The following is a 20,992-nucleotide window of genomic DNA, read 5'->3' as shown; positions in this document are numbered from 1 at the left end:
CGCCTTTATCATCAGATTTTATCCGCACAATGCGGTTTGAAATAAAAGAAATCTGATGATAACAGCGACCGGAAGTCCAAATATTCAGTGTAATTGCGATTTATCGTCAGAGTGCTGGCAAAGGCACGTTTATTTTAATTTATATAGCCCACACGAAAGGAAGTTGCCACACCATGGCTAAAGAAAAAATTGTACTCGCCTATTCCGGCGGATTGGATACATCTGTTATTTTAAAATGGCTTAAAGAAACTTATGACGCGGAGATCATTGCCTTCACTGCTGATATCGGCCAAAAGGAAGAGCTCGACGGTTTGGAGGAAAAAGCACTCGCTACTGGCGCATCGAAAGTATACATTGACGACCTGCGCGATGAGTTCGCTAGCGATTTCATCTACCCGATGTTCCAATCTGGCGCACTTTATGAAGGCCAATACTTGCTCGGAACTAGTATTGCTCGTCCATTGATTGCTAAGCGCATGGTAGATATCGCCATCGCTGAAGGCGCAACGGCTATCGCGCACGGCGCGACAGGAAAAGGGAACGACCAAGTCCGTTTCGAGCTTGGCGTAGCTGCATTGGCTCCGAACATTAAGGTGATCGCACCTTGGCGTCTAGAAGAGTTCCGCAATCAATTCCCAGGTCGTGCGGAAATGATCGCTTATGCGGAAGCTAATGATATTCCGGTACAAGCCTCTGCGGCGAAGCCGTATTCGATGGACCGTAACCTGCTGCACATCAGCTATGAGAGCGGCGTATTGGAAGATCCTTGGTTCGATCCAAGTGCACCAGAGAACAAAGGAATGTTCCTGCTGAGCAACGCTCCTGAGGATGCTCCGGATGAAGCGGAATATTTGGAGCTCGAATTCGTTAAGGGAGACTGTGTAGCCCTGAATGGTGAATCCTTATCCCCACTTCAAGTTATGGAGACACTGAATGAGCTAGGTGGTAAACACGGTATCGGGCGTGTGGATATGGTTGAGAACCGCTTTGTCGGCATGAAGAGCCGCGGCGTGTATGAGACTCCAGGTGGAACGATCCTCTTTGTCGCTCATCGCAAAATGGAATCCATCACGATGGACCGTGAAGTGATGAACCTGCGTGACAGCCTGATCACTCGTTACAGCACTTTGGTGTATAATGGTTTCTGGTTCGCTCCAGAGCGTATCGCACTGCAAGCTCTTGTAACACAGAGCCAACAAAATGTAACGGGTACTGTTCGTCTTAAACTGTACAAAGGCAACATCATCGGCGCTGGAGTGAAGAGCCCAGTCAGCCTGTACAATCCTGAGATTGCAACGATGGAAGCTGATCCTACACAAGCTTATGATCAAGGGGATGCCACTGGTTTTATCCACTTGAACGCATTGCGCCTTAAAGTTTCTACAGGTGTAAATGGAGCTTCTAAATAGTACGATAACATAAACTTAAACGGGCAACCCCGAAGGCCGTTCCTCCCGTCAGGATAGGAGCGGCCCTCTGGCGTCCAAGAGGAGGAAACTACAGGTGAGCAAGCTTTGGGGCGGACGGTTTACTAAAGGAACAAACAAGCTGGTAGAGGAATATACGGCTTCCATTGGCTTTGATAAGGCTTTGGCCAAAGAGGATGTGCAAGGCAGTCTGGCGCATGTCACAATGCTGGGCAAATGCGGAATCCTTCCACAAGAAGATGTAGAGACGATTAAGCAAGGTCTGAACAAAGTATTGGACAAGGTCAATGCTGGAGAGGTTGTTTTCTCAGTATCGGATGAAGACATCCATATGAATATTGAAAAACATCTGATCGAGGAAATCGGTCCAGTTGGTGGTAAGCTGCACACAGGACGTAGTCGTAACGATCAAGTGGCGACGGACATGCACCTTTACTTACGTGGCCGTGTAGTTGAGCTGGTTAGTTTGCTGCATGAGCTGCAGGAAGCTTTGATCGAACAAGCAAAAGACAATGTGGAGACCATCATCCCTGGTTATACGCATTTGCAACGGGCACAGCCGATCCTGTTTGCTCATCACTTGCTGGCTTACGTATCGATGTTCCGCCGCGATGCAGAACGTCTGACGGACAGCTACAAACGGATCAACGTGCTGCCACTCGGAGCAGGAGCCCTTGCGGGAACGACCTTCCCGATTGACCGTCACTTTGTAGCGGAACAACTGGGTTTTGACAGTGTGTATGAGAACAGTCTGGATGCTGTCAGCGACCGCGATTTCATCGTGGAGTTCTTGGCGAATGCTTCCCTTATCATGACACATCTATCCAGACTCAGTGAGGAACTGGTCCTGTGGAGCAGCACGGAGTTCAGCTTTGTAGAACTGGATGATGCTTTCTGCACAGGCAGCAGCATTATGCCGCAGAAGAAGAATCCTGACGTACCAGAACTGGTACGTGGCAAAACAGGCCGCGTTTACGGCAACCTGATTGGCTTGCTGACGGTGCTGAAATCATTGCCACTGGCTTACAACAAGGATATGCAGGAAGACAAAGAAGGCATGTTCGATACGGTTACTACGCTGACTGGTGCACTGCAATTGTTCGCGCCGATGATCTCCACTATGAAGGTGAACAAAGGTCGTATGCGTGAAGCTGTGAACACGGATTTCTCGAATGCAACGGATATCGCCGACTTCTTGGTAGGCAAGGGTCTTCCTTTCCGCCAAGCGCATGAAGTAATCGGAAAAACAGTGCTCTATTGCATCAACGAAGGCAAATTCTTGTTGGATTTGACGCTGGAAGAGTTCAAGCAATTCTCACCGCTGTTCGACGAGAATATCTATGCTGTTCTTCAACCGGAAGCTGTAGTTAACGCTCGTAACGTTTATGGCGGCACAGCCACCGTTCAGGTGAAGGCTGCAATTGAACGGGCAGAGCTGGCATTGCACGAAGCTAATGAATGGGTTGTACAACACGGAGACGCTATATTGTAAACCGTATCAATATCAAATCTCGCCTCAGACCTTTATAGGTGTCAGGCGGGATTTTTTTTATTATCTAAATGAACTATGACTGGATTAGCAGTGTTCTTTACGGTTATCCTTAGGTTAGGGATAGGAGGGTTCGTAGGTATGAACAGAGAGCAAATCCTAGACGAGCTTAGATCGGAATTAAAAGTAGGCAATCATATTATTGGAGTAGCCACCGGTGCTGGTATAACGGCAAAGTATGCGAAGCAGGGTGGAGCTGATTTCATTCTGATGTTAAACTCGGGTAAATTTCGCCAGATGGGGAGGAGCTCTCTCGCTGGTATTTTACCATTTTGTAATAGCAATGATATGGTGATGGACTTTGCATCTAGAGAGATCATACCGTTGGTCAGAGATATCCCTATTATTTTTGGCCTCAATGCAACTGATCCGACCAAAGATATGGAATCCTATATAAGTGAAATAAAGAATAGAGGCTTTGCCGGCATTAATAATTACCCCACGGTGGGTTTAATAGATGGTCAATTTGGAGAAGCGCTCGAAGAAGAGGGGAATGGTTATCTACTTGAAGTAGAAGCCATAAGAATAGCCCATGAGAAGGATTTGTTTACCATTGCTTTTGTATTTGACGAAATCCAGGCAGCACAGATGATTGAGGCTGGAGCGGATATTATTTGTGCACATCTAGGTCTAACAGAAGGCGGGTTATTAGGCGCTAAAAAAGTATTCTCTCTGGAAGCTGCCAAGGTTAAAGCGGACAAGATATTTAATACATGCAATGAGCTAAAGCCAGATTTAATTAAGCTGGTTTACGGTGGTCCGGTGAAAACGCCAATTGATGTGCAATATATGTACAGCAATAATCAAAACTTGATGGGATATATCGGAGGCTCTGCTTTTGAAAGAATTCCCTCGGAGAAGTCCATTACGAATATAACCAAAGCTTTTAAAGTGTCGGGGACGCTGGATGAAGATGATTTTATGGTCAAAATGTTAGACGGCATCACAAAGCACTATGATTATGTTGAATTTGTAAAAGAATACGTAGCTCAAAATTATAGGAATGAGATCTTGTTTGCAGATTTAGCTAAGGTGGCACATGTATCCCGAAGTTACTTGAGTAGTTTGTTCACCAAAAAAGTAGGCTGCAGCTTCCAAACGTATCTCGTGCAATTTCGGATGGATAAGGCGGCGGAAATATTACATAGAGACCCTATCCAGTTATCTGAGCTAGCGCCATTAGTTGGATACCAGGATTATGCGCAGTTTAGCAAAATGTTCAAGAAGTATAAAGGGTTCTCTCCAAAACAATATAAATCTAACATAAACACAAAAACATAAGACATAAAAGCGTTTTCATCCATAAATCAAAGAAGTATGATTAACTCATAAGTTGATCATGCTTTTTTTGTTGTAGATATTTGAAGAGGAGGTTGAAGAAATGAAGACGATTGCTATTGCCGGAACTTTTGACACCAAGGGTGAAGAATATCTCTACATTAAAAATTTACTGGAAAGCTTGGAGCTGGGTACGTTTACGATTCATACGGGTGTGTTTGAGCCCACTTTTACACCGGATATCTCTAATAGAGAAGTAGCAGCAGCCGCGGGTGTAAGTATAGATGAGCTCGTTGCCAAAAAAGATAGAGCACTAGCAACAGAATTATTAGCCAAAGGTATGGAAAAATTAGTACCTGAATTATATAAGCAAGGCAAATTTGATGGAATTATCTCCTTTGGGGGCACTGGAGGCACTTCACTTGTAACCCCGGGTATGCGGGCATTGCCTATTGGTGTACCAAAAGTGATGGTTTCGACCGTAGCTTCAGGGAATACTGCTCCATATGTAGGCACTAGTGATATTGTCATGATGCCATCCGTAGTGGATGTTGCCGGACTAAACTCTATTTCAACAAAGATTTTTACCAATGCAGCTTTCGCCATCGCCGGTATGCTTAAATTTGAGAATAAACAAGTGATAGAGAAAAAACCATTAATAGCTACAACAATGTTTGGGGTAACAACCCCCTGTGTGACGGCAGCCCGTAACTATCTTGAGGCTAGAGGATATGAAGTGCTTGTATTCCATGCAACAGGTGTAGGCGGCCAGTCCATGGAAGCGTTAATCGAGGCTGGTTTTATTGAAGGTGTATTGGATCTGACTACAACAGAATGGGCGGACGAAATTATTGGTGGTGTGCTAAATGCAGGACCTCATCGGTTAGAAGCTGCTGGTAAACATCATATTCCACAGGTTGTCTCGGTAGGCGCGCTTGATATGTGCAACTTTGGCCCTTATGATACGGTACCAGCGAAATTTGCTGGACATAAGTTTTATAAACACAATCCAACAGTTACTCTGATGAGAACAACAGTAGAAGAAAATGAAGCCATCGGCAAAAAGCTTGTCGAGAAATTAAATATGGCCAAAGAGAAAACGGTGTTAATGCTGCCGCTTAAAGGGATATCCGGCATTGATGTTGCAGGGGAAGCTTTTTATGGGGTAGAGGAAGATCAAATGTTATTTGATACCTTAAGAAATGGTGTAAACAGAAATGTTGTCGAGGTTATCGAAATGGATTGTGCCATTAATGATATGGAGTTTGCAGAAGCAGCAGCGCAGAAGCTAATAGATCTCATGAGCAAATAAGGCTTTTATAAGATAAATAAATATTTAAATGGAGGCGTTACACATGAACAAAAATACAAGAACTGAAATCATGGCGAAGTTTAGAGAAGAAGTGGCAAATGGAAAGATTCTTTTAGGCGTGGGAGCCGGCACTGGAATTACTGCAAAAAGCAGCGAAGCTGGCGGAGCAGATATGCTGATTGTTTATAATTCAGGAAGATACAGAATGGCAGGCCGTGGATCACTGGCAGGGTTATTATCTTATGGGGATGCCAACCAAATTGTAGTCGAAATGGGCTCGGAGGTATTGCCTGTTGTAAAAAACACCCCTGTATTAGCAGGCGTATGCGGAACAGATCCATTTAGAGTAATGGAGGTTTATTTAAAACAACTTAAGGAACAAGGTTTTAGCGGCGTACAAAACTTCCCAACCGTAGGTTTGATCGATGGCGTATTCAGACAGAATCTAGAAGAGACCGGCATGGGATATGGTTTAGAAGTAGATATGATTAGAGCTGCGCATGAATTGGATATGCTCACCACTCCTTATGTATTTGATCCTGAGCAAGCAAAAGCCATGGCAGAAGCCGGCGCAGATATTTTGGTGGCACATATGGGCTTGACTACCAAAGGTACAATTGGAGCTAAGACTGCTCTTACATTGGATGATTGTGTAGAAAGAATCGAAGCGATTATTAAAGCAGGGAAAGCAGTAAATCCAGATATTATGGTGATTTGTCACGGCGGACCGATTGCAGAGCCAGAAGATGCGGCGTACGTAATTGAACGGACAGAAGGCATAGACGGATTCTTTGGTGCATCGAGTATTGAAAGATTTGCTGCTGAAAAAGGAATCACAGAACAGACTGGATTATTTAAAAAAATCACCAAACAAGCATAATTGCCTTCGGCGTCCTTATAAGGACGGTAAGCAATTAAGCGAGAAGAACCCTCCGAAGAGGGCAATCTGAGTAGAACAGATATTAAGGTGCAGCTTATGGCTGCATCTTTTTGTTGTCTAATAAGTACAGCTAGTTACTTCTTAAAGGTAGCCATGCCAGCACATCGCGGATTTTGGCATCCCAGTATCCCCATTCATGTGTCCCCGGACCTTCTTCGTAGGTTAAAGAAAGTGAGGTTGCCTGGCAGGCATCGCGGAATCTCAAGTTATCGGTGTATAGGAAATCTTCTGTGCCACAGCATTGATACAACGCTGGTTTTGGTCCCGTGGAGCGGTTCACTTCCTCAAGCAGCCAAAGAAGGTCTTCCGGCGTTCCGGCGGTATCTTCTTTTCCGAAGATCATTTCGTATTCTTTGCTTTTAGTGGTAGCACCTTCCCCGTTCAAGAAATTATGCGCCATATCAAGTGCTCCAGACAAACTCGCTGCTGCTGCAAAAGATTCCGGTTTACGCAGTCCCAGCTTAATCGCTCCATAACCACCCATCGACAACCCGGCTACAAAGTTCTCCTCGCGTTTATCGGAAAGCGGGAAAAATGAGCGCGCCAGCATCGGCAACTCCTCACTAATGAAGGTCCAATAACGGCCCCCCATGGCCATATCTGTGTAGAAACTGCGGTGCACATTTGGCATTACCACAGCTATCCCCATCTCCGCTACATACCGTTCTATGGAAGTCCGGCGCAGCCAGATCGAATCATCGTCAGACAAGCCATGCAGTAAATACAAAGTAGGGTGAAGATCACCTCTTGTTACATTACTCATCCCGATTTGTGTAGTTGTTTTTTGCGGCAAAATTACAGTCATTGAGGTATTCAAACCTAGTACTTCAGAATAAAATTTGCACTCTATTAAAGCCATTTCATTCATCTCCTCTCTTTCCAAATCATAGCATAGACCTAAAGTGAGAGATATTGTAGAAATATCTGAATTATAAGGGTTTTGAGGATTGCTGTAGCTGGATATGAGAGAATATAATGGAAGTAGAAAATTTAGGAAAAACGTGCAAATACGAAAAGTATTTTCATAGGCGAGAGGCGGAAAGTAGGATGAAACCGGGCCTAAAGCAGGAAAAAGGATTTACGTTAATCGAAGTTCTGGCCGCTATTGTAATTTTATCGATAGTTTCTCTGGTGCTTACGTCTTACTTTACTAACGCCATGAGTTACTCTAAATCGAACCAGAACAAAACGATTATGGTCAATCTGGCGCGGAACGCGCTGTTTTATGTGGAGAAGCAGGATTTTGAGGCGATGCAGGAATTTTTTATAAAGCAGAATCATGATTCGATAGAGGCGGCGAAATGCCAAAAGGATACGGACGATTCTCTGAAATGTGAGGATTACAAGGGGCTTGTTCAGGATACAGAAATCTTAAACCAGGTTTTGAATCCTGTAATAAATGGTGTGAACTATCAGATAGATATTAAATATCAGCGTGATCTACATAACCAAAGCTTGAAATCTAGTGATCCGGAGAAACAGAAGATGGCAGTATATTTGTTGCCAGTGTTGGTCAAAGTCAGCAGAGCGGATTCTTCTGGCGGACCCCAAAGTGAACCTGTTGTGGAGGGATATATTACCGATGGAAAAATTCGTTAATTTTCTTCGCAGAGAAGGCGGCTTTACCTTAGTGGAGCTAATTGTGGCACTATCGTTGTTTACAGTTGCAGCGGGAATTATTTCGGGGATAACAATGCTGGGCTTAAGAAGCTATCATAAAATATCGATTGAAAACTCATTACGAGACGAGGGTGATTTGTTAATGTCCGCGATTATAACGGAGTTGTATACATTTGCTCCTGAGAGGGTCACTCCAACTATTCTCAAAAATGATGCAGGGACTATTATTGATAGCTACATTATGTTAGAACGTCAGGATGGAACTAAGTCTCAGATTCGTATTGTTAATGGTGCTCTTACAATAGCAAATCCTGATGTAGTCGATCCACCAGTAGATGCAAGAACTGAGACGATATCTAAATTAGAACAGGGTTCTGCTATAACTTTAGAGTGTCAGAATAGCATCCCTTGTGATAGCGGCTTGATATCTATAGATTTATCGCTAATTCAGAGCTACGACGGAAGGAATTACCCATTGGAGTTGAAAAGTAAATTCGGATTCTAGGAGGAGCAGGAGGGATGAAGAATAATGAAAGAGGCTCAGCTCTAGTATTAGTTATGTTTGTTGCTCTTCTACTTACTATACTCGGAGTAGCTGTACTCGGGGCAACAATGGGTGGCGCACAACGAACGGAGACAAGGGAAAACGACGTGCAGAGCCTGCATCTGGCTCAAAAGGGGCTCGATGAAGCAGCGGCATACATACAGACGAAGTTGGACGGGCGTACGGATATTGACCCTGATCATATGGAAGATGAGATTAAAAGTATTGTTAGTGAGGTGACCACCAAAGTTGTCGGCGTTAACAATGGCGTAAGTACGGGATTATCTGGAGCTGGCGGTACGATCAAAAGTATCACTTATGAGAAGCAGGATAAGCAAAAATATTATGTAGATATTGAAGCACAAGCCACAGTTAATGGCGTCATCAGACAGCTGAGACAAAAGATTGTCATTGATACCTATCCTGATTTTCTTAAATATGCTTTTGGATCGGAAAAAGTATTAACATTAAACGGAGCACCTGGTCTCCATGGCAATATATATGCGGGTGAAGAACTAAACATCAGTGATACGGCTGTTTATACGTATAAGAAAGTGAAAGATCTTAAAGAAAAGACTCAATATCCTAAAGTAGAATTACTAAAAGACTCTGCCAGTCCAGCATCTACGGAACCTCTTCCTGAGGTGCATGTGCAATCACTTGAAAGTATTAAATATTCCGGAAATGGAATTATTAATGCAGCAGTAAATAAAAACAACGCCTCAATTATTCTTCCTAACATACTGGGAGTTAATAAAGAGCAGGTGTTTATCAAACCGCAAAAAAAGTTCGTGCAGATTAATGTGCTGGAATCGTTTCTTGATAAAGTGGAGGAAGCGACAGGGTTGACCGGGAAAAGGTCTGAACTTAAGCAAGCTATTAAGGATAATCAACTGGGTAATTATTTAAGCACAACAACATTAGATAGACTACCCGATGAGAATCCACCCTACACTGAGCCAGTACTTGAAGATAATCCGACAAAAGAAGAAAAGGATAAGTATGAACTAGAGTGCAGCCAATACGAAGAACAATTGAGAATATATCAGAACTCCTTGTTGGATAAAGATTTGAATAATTCTACGATTTATAACGGTAATCTGCTTATCGATGGAATTGATTACAAACAGTTAAAGTTTAGTGATGAAGCCAAAACAGGTAATCCTTCTAATAAGCCCAAATGGCTTATTGTTAATGGTGATCTGGAGGTAAATAACTATAGCCCAGATATAACTAAAATTTTGGAGATACAAGCTAATATTCTAGTTACAGGTAATGTTACTATTAAAGGTCAGGTGAAATTCAACTCTACTATGTTTGTTTTAGGAGAAACGAAAGTAGAGGATGCCGTGATCCAAGGTTTAAGTAGTAAGGAGTTAGTCCTCATATCTCAAGGAGATGTGCTCATTAACCGAATTGATACTTTTACTAATCCACCTAAGAAAAAAGTTGAGCAGGATTCATTTTATATGAAAGCTTTTTTTTACACGGATAGTGACGCTGATTTGTACGGAGTGGGGTCAATCTTTTGGTTAAATGGTGGCTTCTTTGCCAAAGGGAATCTTACAGTAAACGCAGTACTAGGAGGAGTAACTGAGCCCTTAGATCCGGCTCTCGGCTTTAATTTTGAAAATCAGGATGCGGATCGATATAATTTGGGTCACCGTTTTCAGATTCAATATAATCAGGATGTTTTTACTCATCAGCAGTCTAGCCTCCCGCGTGTGCAGCAGGTGAATGTAACTGTAGGCCCTCTGGAGCTTGTGAGTCATTGAGACCAATTGAAAAAGGGTATCCTTAAGCGAGTGCTTAGGGATACCCTTTTTTTCGTTGGAAGTTTCTTATTTTTAAATGTAAAGATTAGTAACGATCGTCATTCTGGGGTGCTACAACCTTAACTGTAATATCTGCTTCTGCTGTTGTGCCTGTGCTTCCGGTATAAGTAACTGTAATGGTGGTTGATCCCTTTTTGACACCTGTAACAATTCCTCTGCTATCAATATTGGTTCCATTATCGACACTGGCGATTCCAGAATTGTCGCTTACCCAACTCAAGTTACCTTTGATTTGCTCGATCGAGATGGAGGTAGGGAATGCCCATAAAATATTGGTTAACGGGAAAGTATGGCCCACTTCAATAGTAATGGACTGTTCTTTAAATCTTAACCCTTTCAAAGCATCAACGATGTTAACCTCGTGTGTTGAAGTCATATCTTTGAATGAAACCTCAATCAGCAGTCCTTCTTTAGCGGTATCACCAGCCGTCAATTTAGCGGTTGAGCCATCACTAGAAGGCGTAAGAGTAGCAATATGATCATTCGTAATAGTGTCATCCGTAATATTTTTATCCGTTGATTTCACGAATCTCCATCTTAGCGTTGCTGGATCAGCATCCGTAGGATTTCTACTTGCGCTTAGGTCGATTTGTCCTCCTATCAATACCGTTGTTGGACCTGTAATCGACAATGAGGTTAGTGGGTTAGTAACTGTTATGGTTTTCTCTTGGGTAATTGGAACCGGGTTACTTGAATTTACAGTAAGACTTACTAGGTAAGTTCCTGACTGCGTCGCACTGAAAATCTTTTCGGTATCATCACCGGGATACTCTGGATTGGTATTAATTACAGCAGTGCTTGCCCCAGAGGTAATGTTTTTAACGGACCAGATATAGGTTATGTTGGTCTCAGGTTCTTTACTGTCTTGGACGTACGAGGCACTTAACGTAATGGATTCATAGATTCTCGCTGTTTCATATCCTTTAATTGATAGAGAACGAGAATTACGTTCTTCTACAGTTATGAATGCAGTACCAGTAACTTCGCTACCATCAAGAGCCTTAACAGTGACTTGTGCTGTTCCTTTGGCCAACCCGATAATATCGCCACTGCTGGAGTCTATTTGTACAACTGAAGCATTACTAGTTGTCCAGAGGAATGCAGAATTACTTAAATCAGAAGGCGTAACTATTGGAATTAGTCGAATCTTATCTCCTACATAAATAGCTTTGTCATCCAATTGCAGGGTTTTAATTTTATATTCGGCTGTAAAAGTTAAAGTCTCAAACGAAACCGTAGTCCGCGCTAAATTAGTCGATGAAGGATCTGTTGGGATTGGAACAGGTAGCGGATAGATTTCCGCTGGTAGGCTACCGGTAAAAGGGAAATGGTATAAAGTGGCATTACTCATATTCATTGAAGCTCCAATGATTGTTCCATACACCTGTCCTCCATCAAAGTTTATAGTAGATCGTGGTGCCAGAATGGTTCCGTATACGTTGGCTTGGGAAATTAGCAAAGGCTTGGCGTTAGGGAAGTTGTATAGCACACGGCTACCGTCGCTCCCCAGTGGGAAATGTAAAAATGGTTCACTGTTACTGTCTTGTTGCACATTAACAATTACCGTTGATCCTTGCGGAACCTTAAGCTCGGAACTGTTAAGCGTATTTAACGCTGAACTAGAAATATTAACAATATTGATATCTGAGTTACCTGTGACCGTAAGTTTTCCGTATTCATGAGTCGCCGTGGCATTGGAAGGCAACTTGGCAATAGCATCAGAGAGTCCAAGGAGATAACTCTCTTGCTTGTTGAAATCGAGAAGTTCTCCGTAATTGATGGTACCATTTTGGATAGAACCAGGACGTTGGTCTTTAACGGTGCCTTTAACCATTAGGTTTCCGTAAACTGTTCCTTCAGGAAGGGAAACATCTCCGCCCGTGACAATACCATATGGCACTTGGTCTTTAAATTGTTCATTTACTGTAATACCCGCGTTGTTGAAGTTGACTGTTCCCCCGGAAGCCAGTGGTCCCTTGATAGTGCCTCCACGAAGTGAAGTGGTATGAAGGATAAATGCGTTGTATTTACCTAAGATTCCTAGAGGTGGCAATGTGGCATGAATATCGACATAACTAAGTTTGGAATCATTTAAAATATAGGTTTGGGTCTCGGTCGGTTTAACTGTGATTTGGAACGTTATAGGCTGTTCAGAGTCTGGTTTATAGATTTGGGCGCCGTTCACCGTTTTCAGTGAATAGGTTATGTTATTTAGATTGCGTGTCAATCTAAACCCACTGGTTGCATTTCCAGTGACTATCGTACCGGCTGGTAATTCTCCTGAAATCTCCAGGTTAGGTGGGAGATTCTCGGTAAATACAATATCCGATATTAATTGTGTGTTAGAGGTCTGGTTGACCGTGCCGACTTTATCAAACGGTACAGATTTTGGGGTGATGGAATAACTAAGAGTGACCGGTTCTCCCTTTTCTATTTTGCCATTCACAACATTCTGAGAGAGAGATCGTGTTACACTCAAATTGGTGTTCGACGGCAGGACATTTACTCTGAGCGTTTTAATTGAGAGCGCCCCATTTTGATCCCAAGCTTTAATTTCGATGTCGAGTAGACCTCCGTTAGGAAGCGGATTGTCAACTGTTCTATATATATTTTGACCGGACTTGATGTCCATCTTGCTTATTTCATTCATAGGAAAGTATGTGTTCCCTGATTTGAAACGGACTTCAGTTGTTAGATCACGATCGTTAAAGTCCAGATCAGTTACTGTATAGTCGACAAGGAGTGTTTTTTGATAAGACGGAATCGATGAATCATTAGCCGGCGTATGCACGGTAATCTCTGGAGCATGATTGGCACCAATAAAAGCACGATACATAGTATTAACGAACAATTGTTGTTCCCAGACAGGGAATTTCTTTAGATTGGCTGGAATATCACTTACTCCAAAAAAGTGACCTGTACCTGAATAGGTAATATTTCCTTTGGAATATGTGTAATATTGATTCCAGCTATCCTCGGTATCACGTTGGTATTGATTATATTCTCCATTTGGTTTTATCCTCGTACCTGATGCTTCACTTTGAATGTTATACCAAGATACTACTTCAGGATCTTCCAGATTAAGTGTGAAGTACTGGTTATGTGTTGGTGCAATTTGTGGTGTGGAAATATCGATTTGCTGGTTGCTGTCGTCCCTCTTGCTTAGATAAAAAGGATATTGCATCAAAAGCCCGTCATTCACCGGCTTAACCTTGGTGGAAAGATTGATGGCATTATGGCCTAAGTTGGTCTCAGGATTCACCTGACCAGTAATCCCCATGAAATTATTGATCCAGTTCTTTTTATTTGCATCTAAATTAATGATGGTATCGTGAGTGAACAAGGCGCTTTGCTTGAAAGTACCAGTAAATTGTGTAATAGCGTTAATCGCATTAGTGTTTAAATTAGATTTTTTGTAGTATTCGTCTACAAATCCAAAGATGAGCATGTCATAGGTGCCATTTAATCCGTAACTATGTGTTGCAGCATAGCTGTCATCAACATATTTTTTAAATTCAGTCATCGTTTTGATTTTTATATCGAGCTTATAGTCAGATGTATCGAGAAAATTTGGATTCATATTACTAGTGTCTAGGAGGCTGCTTTCCGTTAGAGTGTCAGGCATAATCTGAAGAATATTTACTATGGTTTTCTCGCCACGGTAACGAATTACACCGCTGTCGAAGTCTTTTAATTGTCTACTGTGATAATCATTAACTTCTAGCTTCCAGTAGAGCAACCCAGAGTATGTTTTTGGCAGAGTGTATTCAATAGTTCCGCTGGACGTACTAATCTCAGTTTCAGCAACGACCTGTTCTTCTCCCATTTTGATGGATTTATCAAGACCAACGTACAGTTTGACTGAGAGTGGAGCACTATTTTGTGTAGAGGGTGTGGTGACATTGAAATTAAAAGAAAGCTTCTCCCCAGGAACATAGATTTTGCTGTTAGTTGCATTAGGGTCATAGTTGGGAATTCTATTCGTAATTTGTAGACGAGGGCGTTTCTTCAAGTCGCTTATGTATTTGGAGTCTTGTTTTTTTAAATCGGCAAAAATATCCGCCAGTTCACTGTCATCTACAAACTTAACATTTGGGTTGGAGGTGGAAAGACGATAACTGTTAAAAGAGCTGTACAGTATACCTTGCTCAGTTTGAGGTTTTGCATCTTTGTCTTTAAAGGGCTGGCTATGAAAAAAAACATATAATCCCTTGTTGATAAATTCCTTCGTAATTTGATCAGCCTTCAGATGAGTAATGTCATTCTTCATACTTTTGGTATTAAGGGCCTTAGCTCTATTTTCCTCCGAGGCGGGTTGTTGATTACTTACCTGTGCAGGATTGTAAGTCCCCATCCCGATATATACCGCATCATATCTCCCGTCCAGATCATCCCGCAGCGCCACAAAGCGCTTCATACTCATCGTGTCGATGGTAAGGTTAGATATTCCCGTTTTTAGAGACGCAAGCTCACTAACCCCACTCTCTGTAACCTCCAGCATACGAATTTGGTATTCATTAGAACTGGCATCGACATTCATAAAGTGATTTTTGATTGGCAGAACAAGCAGAAGGAGAAGCAGGGTAGTTACTGTAAAAATAAAAACTTTTTTGTTACTGGCAAGTTTCATTGTCATCTCTCCCTGATTGTTAACTATTGGCAGATATGGTCGTATTCCGTCTCGTATATGCTAGATTCCGACAGCCTTTTTCATTCCGTGTCGTTGTAAAATTATCCAATCTATGTTATATACATTCTAGGACATTCAGCATTGATAGACAACATAAATCTATTGAAATATACCTATTAAATTATAACTAAAGTCCTAGTTAGATTGAAAAATACTCAAAATTGACAAATTTATGGAAGGTGTATTTATGGTAATTATATCTTTCGTTTTTGAGCGAATTTTGCTGGGAGTTTGATTTCTATTTCTATAAAAAATATCCATTATTTCAGCCGGCATAAATAACGGCATACGGAGATGAATAGACTTGGCTATCGCGAAAAAGAGACTGGGCGACTTGCTGGTAGAAAATAATATTATTTCGCAGGACCAGTTGCTTGAGGCTCTCGCGGAACAGCGTAAGAGCAAACGTAAGCTCGGCGATCTGCTAATCTCTCAAGGTTATATCACGGAGCAGCAGCTGATTGAAGTGCTTGAATTTCAACTCGGCATCCCGCATGTCAGTTTATTTAAATACCAGATAGATCCCGCAATCACGCAGATTATCCCTGAAAGTATGGCTAAGCGATATCAGGTGCTTCCATTCTTAAAAGAGGGCGGCAAGCTGATGGTTGCGATGGCGGACCCGCTGGATTATTTTGCGATAGAAGATTTACGAATGAGTACTGGTTTTCGGATCGAACCCGCTATTTCTACGAGAGATGAGCTGCAGCGGGCGATTGCGCGTCACTATGGCATGCGCGATTCTATGAATCAGATGCTGGTAGAACTTCCGACACAGGAAGAAATAGAGGAGACCGAGATTACAGATGAGGACTCTCCAATCGTACGTTTGGTCAACCAGATGATTCAGCAGGCAGTTGCCCTGCGGGCGTCTGATATACATATGGATCCAGGTGAAAATAATTTAACCATCCGCTACCGCATTGACGGAACCTTACGGACAGAGCGGATTATTCCTAAGCAGATGCAGGGCTTTATCACCGCCCGTCTGAAAATAATGGCCCGCCTGAATATCGCAGAACGGCGTTTGCCGCAGGACGGGCGGATCAAAATGCAGTTCGATTACAAAATGGTAGATATTCGTGTGTCTTCATTACCAACGATGCACGGAGAGAAGATTGTGCTGCGGCTGCTAGATTTAAGCACAGGGGTCAAATCCGTAGATGCTTTGGGATTCAGTGAGGGGAATGCAGAAGCTTTTAAGGAGATGATAGCTCGTCCTTATGGGATTTTGCTGATCACGGGCCCTACAGGTAGCGGAAAAACAACAACTTTATATTCAGCGTTAAATCAACTTAATGTAGAAAGCGCAAATATTATCACAGTCGAAGATCCAGTGGAATACCAGCTTGAAGGAGTAAATCAGGTGCACGTAAACTCGGCTATTGGACTAACCTTTGCAGCTGGGCTACGTTCGATTCTTCGACAAGATCCGAATATCGTAATGGTCGGTGAGATACGGGATGCTGAAACTGCTGAAATTGCTGTTCGCGCCTCATTAACGGGTCATCTAGTGTTGTCTACTTTACATACAAACGATGCGATTAGCTCCGTCTCCCGATTGCGGGATATGGGGGTAGAACCTTATTTGATCGCTTCTTCGCTGATTGGTGTGGTAGCACAGCGGCTGGTGCGCAAAATTTGCACTGACTGCAAAGAAACCTACAAACCATCTGAACAGGAAGCAATTATGCTACGTAGCTTAGGACTACCTGCGGAAGAATTACAGCGTGGACGCGGCTGTGGTAGCTGTAACAATTCTGGCTATCGTGGACGAATAGCGATTCATGAAGTACTCAGTATTGATGATCACTTACGGCAACTCATTACAAACACTGCCTCAGTAGAAGAACTGCGTGCAGCAGGTAAAGCTCGAGGGCTTGTTCAACTGATGGATGACGGACTGCTCAAGGTCAGTCAAGGAATTACAACGCTTCAAGAAGTCATGCGCGAGACGGTCTCACATTAGAGTTAACAGGGATTTAGCATTCTAACTTAGGGGGAGCGGCTAATGCCAACGTATACGCGGGATATTAGACAACTATTACAAACGGCTTACTCCTCCAAAGCTTCTGACTTACATATTTCCGTAGGATCACCGCCGGTTATTCGGATGGATGGAAAGCTGCACTCGCTTGAGGGTGAATCCGTGGTTGCTGAAGAAGCGGCAGATATGGCCAAAATGCTACTTGGTAGTGAACGAATTGGAGCATTTCGGAGTGCGGGCGAGTTAGATTTTTCATATCCGCTTGATGGTGGGGTAAGATTCCGGGTGAACGTTTATCGTCAGCGGGGCGAGGTTAGTATCGCCGCCCGGGCGATTCCTGCAGAGATTCCGAGTCTGGAACAGCTGTCGATGCCTTCGATTTTAACTACTTTGTCGCTTAAGCCACAAGGTCTAATTTTGGTTACAGGACCCACAGGCAGCGGCAAATCTTCTACGCTTGCAGCTATGCTGAATTATATCAACCAGACGGAGAGCAAACATATAGTGACTCTGGAAGATCCGATAGAATTTCTACATAACCATGGAACCTGTCTAGTGGATCAACGTGAAGTGGGCTGCGATACCGCAAGTTTTGCTAATGGATTACGTGCTGCCTTACGTCAGGATCCGGATGTCATTCTTGTTGGTGAGATGCGGGATTTGGAGACCATTTCAGCAGCGGTTACGGCCGCAGAAACAGGTCACCTTGTGATGGCTACCTTACATACAACAGATGCACCACAGACGATTGATCGAATTATCGACGCTTTTCCGGGACATCAGCAGGGACAGATTCGTTCACAATTAGCATCAGTGCTGCTGGCAGTAGTCAGTCAGCGGTTGTTCCCAAGGGCTGGAGGTCGGGGGCGTTTATGCGCTACGGAAATTTTGATCAATACACCAGCCGTAGCCAATCTTATTCGTACCGAAAAAACACATCAGATCAAAAATGTGATGCAAACGGGACGCTCACAAGGCATGCACACCTTGGACATGAGCATCCGTGACTATTTATCGCAGGGGCTTATTGATCCAACAGCAGCTAAGGCGTTTATGGCGGAGGTGAGCAGCTGATGCCTCTTTTTGAATATCAGGTCAAGACAGCCGCAGGTAAGTCTATCAAAGGGAAACTAACAGCAACCGATAAACCTACAGCGATGGAGGAGCTACGCAAGCGGGGACTTACGGTATTTTCACTGATCGAACGCAAAACCACAATTTTATCGATGGACATTTATATTGGTAATCCCGTTAAGCCGCTTCATTTCATCATATATTGCAGGCAGTTTGCCACGCTTATGCGGGCGGGGGTATCGATTGTGGATGCAACGCGTATTTTGGCAGAGCAGACCGAGAGTAAGCCACTGCGCAAAGCATTAGTAGATGTTAATTCCAGCCTGATGCGCGGGATATCGTTCTCACAAGCCGTTCAGGATCATAAAAAAATCTTCCCACAGCTATTTGTCAGCATGATCCGTGCCGGTGAGGAATCCGGTGATATTGAGGGGACGTTGGACAGGTTGGCTATGTTTTTTGAGAAACAGCACACCACGACAGAGAAGATAAAATCAGCGCTTACGTACCCCATTACCGTAGGGGTTATGGCGATTGCCGCGGTTATCTATCTACTTTGGGCGATTGTGCCGCAGTTTGTAACGATGTTTGAATCGATGGATGCCGAGCTTCCGGCAATTACACAGATGGTCTTGGCACTCAGCAAAAGCATTCAAGGTCAATGGTATTTCTGGATACTCGGAGTACTTCTCCTAGTGATAGCTTTTCAGATTACAAAACGTACGGAAAAGGGTGCTTACGCCCTTGATTATGCCAAGTTAAAAATTCCTGTGTTCGGTAAGCTGAATCAAAAAGGCTCGATTGCTCAGTTTACGCGTACTTTTTCTTCTCTTTATGCCAGCTCTGTACCGATCCTACAGTCCTTGGTGATTGTTGAGGAGGTAGCAGGAAATAAGGTCATCGGGAAATTCATCCGTAGTGCAGGGGATTCGCTGAGACAAGGTAATCCACTATCTGAGCCGCTAAAAAAAGCCTGGGTCTTCCCGCCACTAGTTACACAGATGATAGCGATTGGCGAAGAGACAGGGGCGCTCGACACGATGTTGTCCAAGGTAGCTGATTTTTATGAGATGGACGTGGAGAATACCGTCGACCGTCTGAAATCGCTGCTTGAACCGCTGCTGATTGCTTTTTTAGCTGCTGTTGTAGGTGTCATTGTAGCTGCCATTATGCTGCCGATGTTCAGTCTGTACGGTAATATGTGAACCTCTTGGTTCCTTGTATATATTGAGAGGGGTGACGCCGGGGAGGCGGGGCAAGATCCACGAACTTACGCTGGCGATTAGACGACGATGGACGAGCTGTTTCCGTAAGCACAAGAAAGATGATGCTGGATTCACTGAAATGAAGAATATAGGTTTTATCAATCACACACCACTTAGAGGGGGAAATCAAATGTTAGCACAAGCCATTAAGAGAAGATTAAGCAAAGAGGAAAATCAAAAGGGGTTTACGCTGATTGAGTTGCTGGCAGTTATCGTTATTTTGGGGATTATTGCGGTAATTGCTATACCTATGATTGGTGGAATTATTAATAAATCAAAAACGGATGCAGATTTAGCAACTGCTCGACAGCTTTATGATGCTTCCAGGATGTACATTATGGGTGAAAAAAATGGAGAATTTAAAAATGCATCAGTGACACTTCAAGAACTTAAGTTAAAAAATTACATTGATAAGACACTAGTTTTACCTAGTACCAAGAAAACGATTGTTGAAGCTTCTACAATAATTAATTACGGCGCTGATGGAGCACTTGAAAAAGTAACTATAGATCCTGATCCTGAGGGAAGTGATAGTGGTGAGTATTCAGCTGATAAGGTGCTTAGTGCAGAGCCAGTAGCAACGCCAAAACCATGATCTGGTGGCTAACAGGAATATCTAATTAATTTCTATAAATTCAAACTTACAATCTTTCCTAAGGAATCGGACTTCCCGATTCCTTTTTTAAAATCCAGAAGCTAACAGAGGACAGCCATGACGATATTTATCGCAAGTTACATCACATTACTGGGCCTGATTCTAGGCTCCTTCTATAACGTAGTGGCGCTGCGGGTGCCGGCCAAGGAATCCTTGCTTAATCCGCCGTCACATTGTCCGAACTGCAATACGCGGCTGAAAGTGCGGGATTTGTTTCCGGTGGTAAGCTACCTGCTGTCAGGAGGCAAGTGCCGATACTGCGGAACGAGGGTTTCGCCATTATATCCGCTTGGAGAAGCGGCAACGGGTTTGCTTTTTTTATGGGTGTATTTGCAATTTGGCCTGACGGGTAAGGGAATCATCGGGTTCATTCTTGTGAGTTTAGCGGTTATCGTGACGGTTGCGGATTTGAAGTACATGCTGATTCCCAATAAGGTATTGTTGTTTTTTTTACCGCTGCTGCTGATTTTTGTACTGCTATTTCCAGAAGGACCGATATGGCATCATCTGCTAGGAGCTGTGCTTGGGGGAGGGGGCCTTATCCCTTTTGTTCTATTAGGTGGCATGGGGGCTGGAGATGTGAAGTTATTTGCGCTGCTGGGCTTGGTGATTGGCTTTCCGAATGTGATTTTGGCCTTTTTTGTGGCTTGTCTGCTTGGGAGCGTGGTGGGCGGACTGCTGATGCTGCTCGGTGTAATCAAACGTAAACAGCCGGTACCCTTCGGCCCATGGTTAGCTATAGGAGCTTTAATTAGTTTTGGATATGGTTCACACATCATCGGCGCGTATCTCTCGCTCATCGGATAGGAGGACATC

15 protein-coding genes are annotated in these 20,992 nt (G+C 43.3%); 13 read left to right on the top strand and 2 right to left on the bottom strand.

Going from position 1 to position 20,992, the window contains the following annotated elements; all coding sequences use genetic code 11:
* Positions 1 to 173 precede the first annotated feature (173 nt).
* The 5 genes from NYE72_RS28330 to NYE72_RS28310 all read left to right on the top strand — a co-directional run bounded on the left by NYE72_RS28330 (position 174) and on the right by NYE72_RS28310 (position 6,446).
* Complete coding sequence (locus NYE72_RS28330) at positions 174 to 1,409, top strand: argininosuccinate synthase (protein WP_076123861.1); 1,236 nt, start codon at positions 174 to 176, stop codon at positions 1,407 to 1,409.
* A gap of 94 nt (positions 1,410 to 1,503) precedes the next feature.
* Positions 1,504 to 2,919, top strand: coding sequence for an argininosuccinate lyase (gene argH, locus NYE72_RS28325; RefSeq protein ID WP_036678523.1), 1,416 nt, complete (start codon positions 1,504 to 1,506; stop codon positions 2,917 to 2,919).
* A 138-nt stretch (positions 2,920 to 3,057) separates the two neighbouring features.
* Positions 3,058 to 4,257 carry a phosphoenolpyruvate hydrolase family protein gene (locus tag NYE72_RS28320; protein WP_076182123.1) on the top strand — a complete coding sequence of 400 codons (1,200 nt, stop codon included), beginning with the start codon at positions 3,058 to 3,060 and terminating at the stop codon, positions 4,255 to 4,257.
* Between the two features lie 100 nt (positions 4,258 to 4,357).
* Positions 4,358 to 5,566: a Tm-1-like ATP-binding domain-containing protein gene (locus NYE72_RS28315; RefSeq protein WP_076220518.1), complete on the top strand. Its 1,209-nt coding sequence runs from the start codon at positions 4,358 to 4,360 to the stop codon at positions 5,564 to 5,566.
* Between the two features lie 43 nt (positions 5,567 to 5,609).
* Complete coding sequence (locus NYE72_RS28310) at positions 5,610 to 6,446, top strand: phosphoenolpyruvate hydrolase family protein (RefSeq protein WP_042192344.1); 837 nt, start codon at positions 5,610 to 5,612, stop codon at positions 6,444 to 6,446.
* Between the two features lie 130 nt (positions 6,447 to 6,576).
* On the opposite strand, the gene NYE72_RS28305 is transcribed toward NYE72_RS28310, so the two are convergent.
* Positions 6,577 to 7,365, bottom strand: a complete 789-nt coding sequence (locus NYE72_RS28305) for an alpha/beta hydrolase family protein (protein WP_036678530.1) — start codon at positions 7,363 to 7,365, stop codon at positions 6,577 to 6,579.
* A gap of 188 nt (positions 7,366 to 7,553) precedes the next feature.
* Here NYE72_RS28305 and NYE72_RS28300 point away from each other — a divergent pair, with 188 nt between their 5' ends.
* The 3 genes from NYE72_RS28300 to NYE72_RS28290 are packed head-to-tail and all read left to right on the top strand — an operon-like array spanning position 7,554 to position 10,445.
* Positions 7,554 to 8,105 (top strand): type II secretion system protein, encoded by a 552-nt coding sequence (locus NYE72_RS28300; protein WP_339210934.1) that lies wholly within the window; start codon positions 7,554 to 7,556, stop codon positions 8,103 to 8,105.
* Positions 8,089 to 8,631 carry a prepilin-type N-terminal cleavage/methylation domain-containing protein gene (locus NYE72_RS28295; RefSeq protein ID WP_339210932.1) on the top strand — a complete coding sequence of 181 codons (543 nt, stop codon included), beginning with the start codon at positions 8,089 to 8,091 and terminating at the stop codon, positions 8,629 to 8,631. The genes NYE72_RS28300 and NYE72_RS28295 overlap by 17 nt, the downstream gene beginning before the upstream one ends.
* Positions 8,632 to 8,645: 14 nt before the next feature.
* Positions 8,646 to 10,445, top strand: coding sequence for a hypothetical protein (locus tag NYE72_RS28290; protein WP_339210930.1), 1,800 nt, complete (start codon positions 8,646 to 8,648; stop codon positions 10,443 to 10,445).
* Positions 10,446 to 10,530: 85 nt separating this feature from the next.
* Here the strand turns inward: NYE72_RS28290 and NYE72_RS28285 are convergent, their stop codons facing one another.
* Complete coding sequence (locus tag NYE72_RS28285; protein ID WP_339210929.1) at positions 10,531 to 15,135, bottom strand: DUF5057 domain-containing protein; 4,605 nt, start codon at positions 15,133 to 15,135, stop codon at positions 10,531 to 10,533.
* A gap of 364 nt (positions 15,136 to 15,499) precedes the next feature.
* On the opposite strand from NYE72_RS28285, the gene NYE72_RS28280 reads away from it, so the two are divergent.
* The 5 genes from NYE72_RS28280 to NYE72_RS28260 all read left to right on the top strand — a co-directional run bounded on the left by NYE72_RS28280 (position 15,500) and on the right by NYE72_RS28260 (position 20,983).
* The gene (locus NYE72_RS28280; protein WP_076099665.1) at positions 15,500 to 17,164 is read left to right on the top strand and encodes an ATPase, T2SS/T4P/T4SS family; all 1,665 of its coding nucleotides are present in this window, start codon (positions 15,500 to 15,502) and stop codon (positions 17,162 to 17,164) included.
* A gap of 42 nt (positions 17,165 to 17,206) precedes the next feature.
* Positions 17,207 to 18,256 (top strand): type IV pilus twitching motility protein PilT, encoded by a 1,050-nt coding sequence (locus NYE72_RS28275; protein ID WP_076273709.1) that lies wholly within the window; start codon positions 17,207 to 17,209, stop codon positions 18,254 to 18,256.
* Complete coding sequence (locus NYE72_RS28270) at positions 18,256 to 19,461, top strand: type II secretion system F family protein (RefSeq protein WP_094901240.1); 1,206 nt, start codon at positions 18,256 to 18,258, stop codon at positions 19,459 to 19,461. Before NYE72_RS28275 ends, NYE72_RS28270 begins: the two co-directional genes overlap by 1 nt.
* 190 nt (positions 19,462 to 19,651) lie before the next feature.
* Positions 19,652 to 20,116: a type II secretion system protein gene (locus tag NYE72_RS28265; RefSeq protein ID WP_052097353.1), complete on the top strand. Its 465-nt coding sequence runs from the start codon at positions 19,652 to 19,654 to the stop codon at positions 20,114 to 20,116.
* Between the two features lie 117 nt (positions 20,117 to 20,233).
* Entirely contained in the window at positions 20,234 to 20,983 is a 750-nt protein-coding gene (locus tag NYE72_RS28260; RefSeq protein WP_339210926.1) for a prepilin peptidase, read from the top strand.
* Positions 20,984 to 20,992: the final 9 nt, after the last annotated feature.

The sequence above is a fragment of the Paenibacillus sp. FSL L8-0333 genome (genome assembly GCF_037965665.1).
GTDB classification, from domain to species: Bacteria; Bacillota; Bacilli; order Paenibacillales; family Paenibacillaceae; genus Paenibacillus_AQ; species Paenibacillus_AQ odorifer.
Note: the sequence above shows the minus strand (reverse complement) of the source record. Positions and strands in the feature narration are given on the sequence as shown.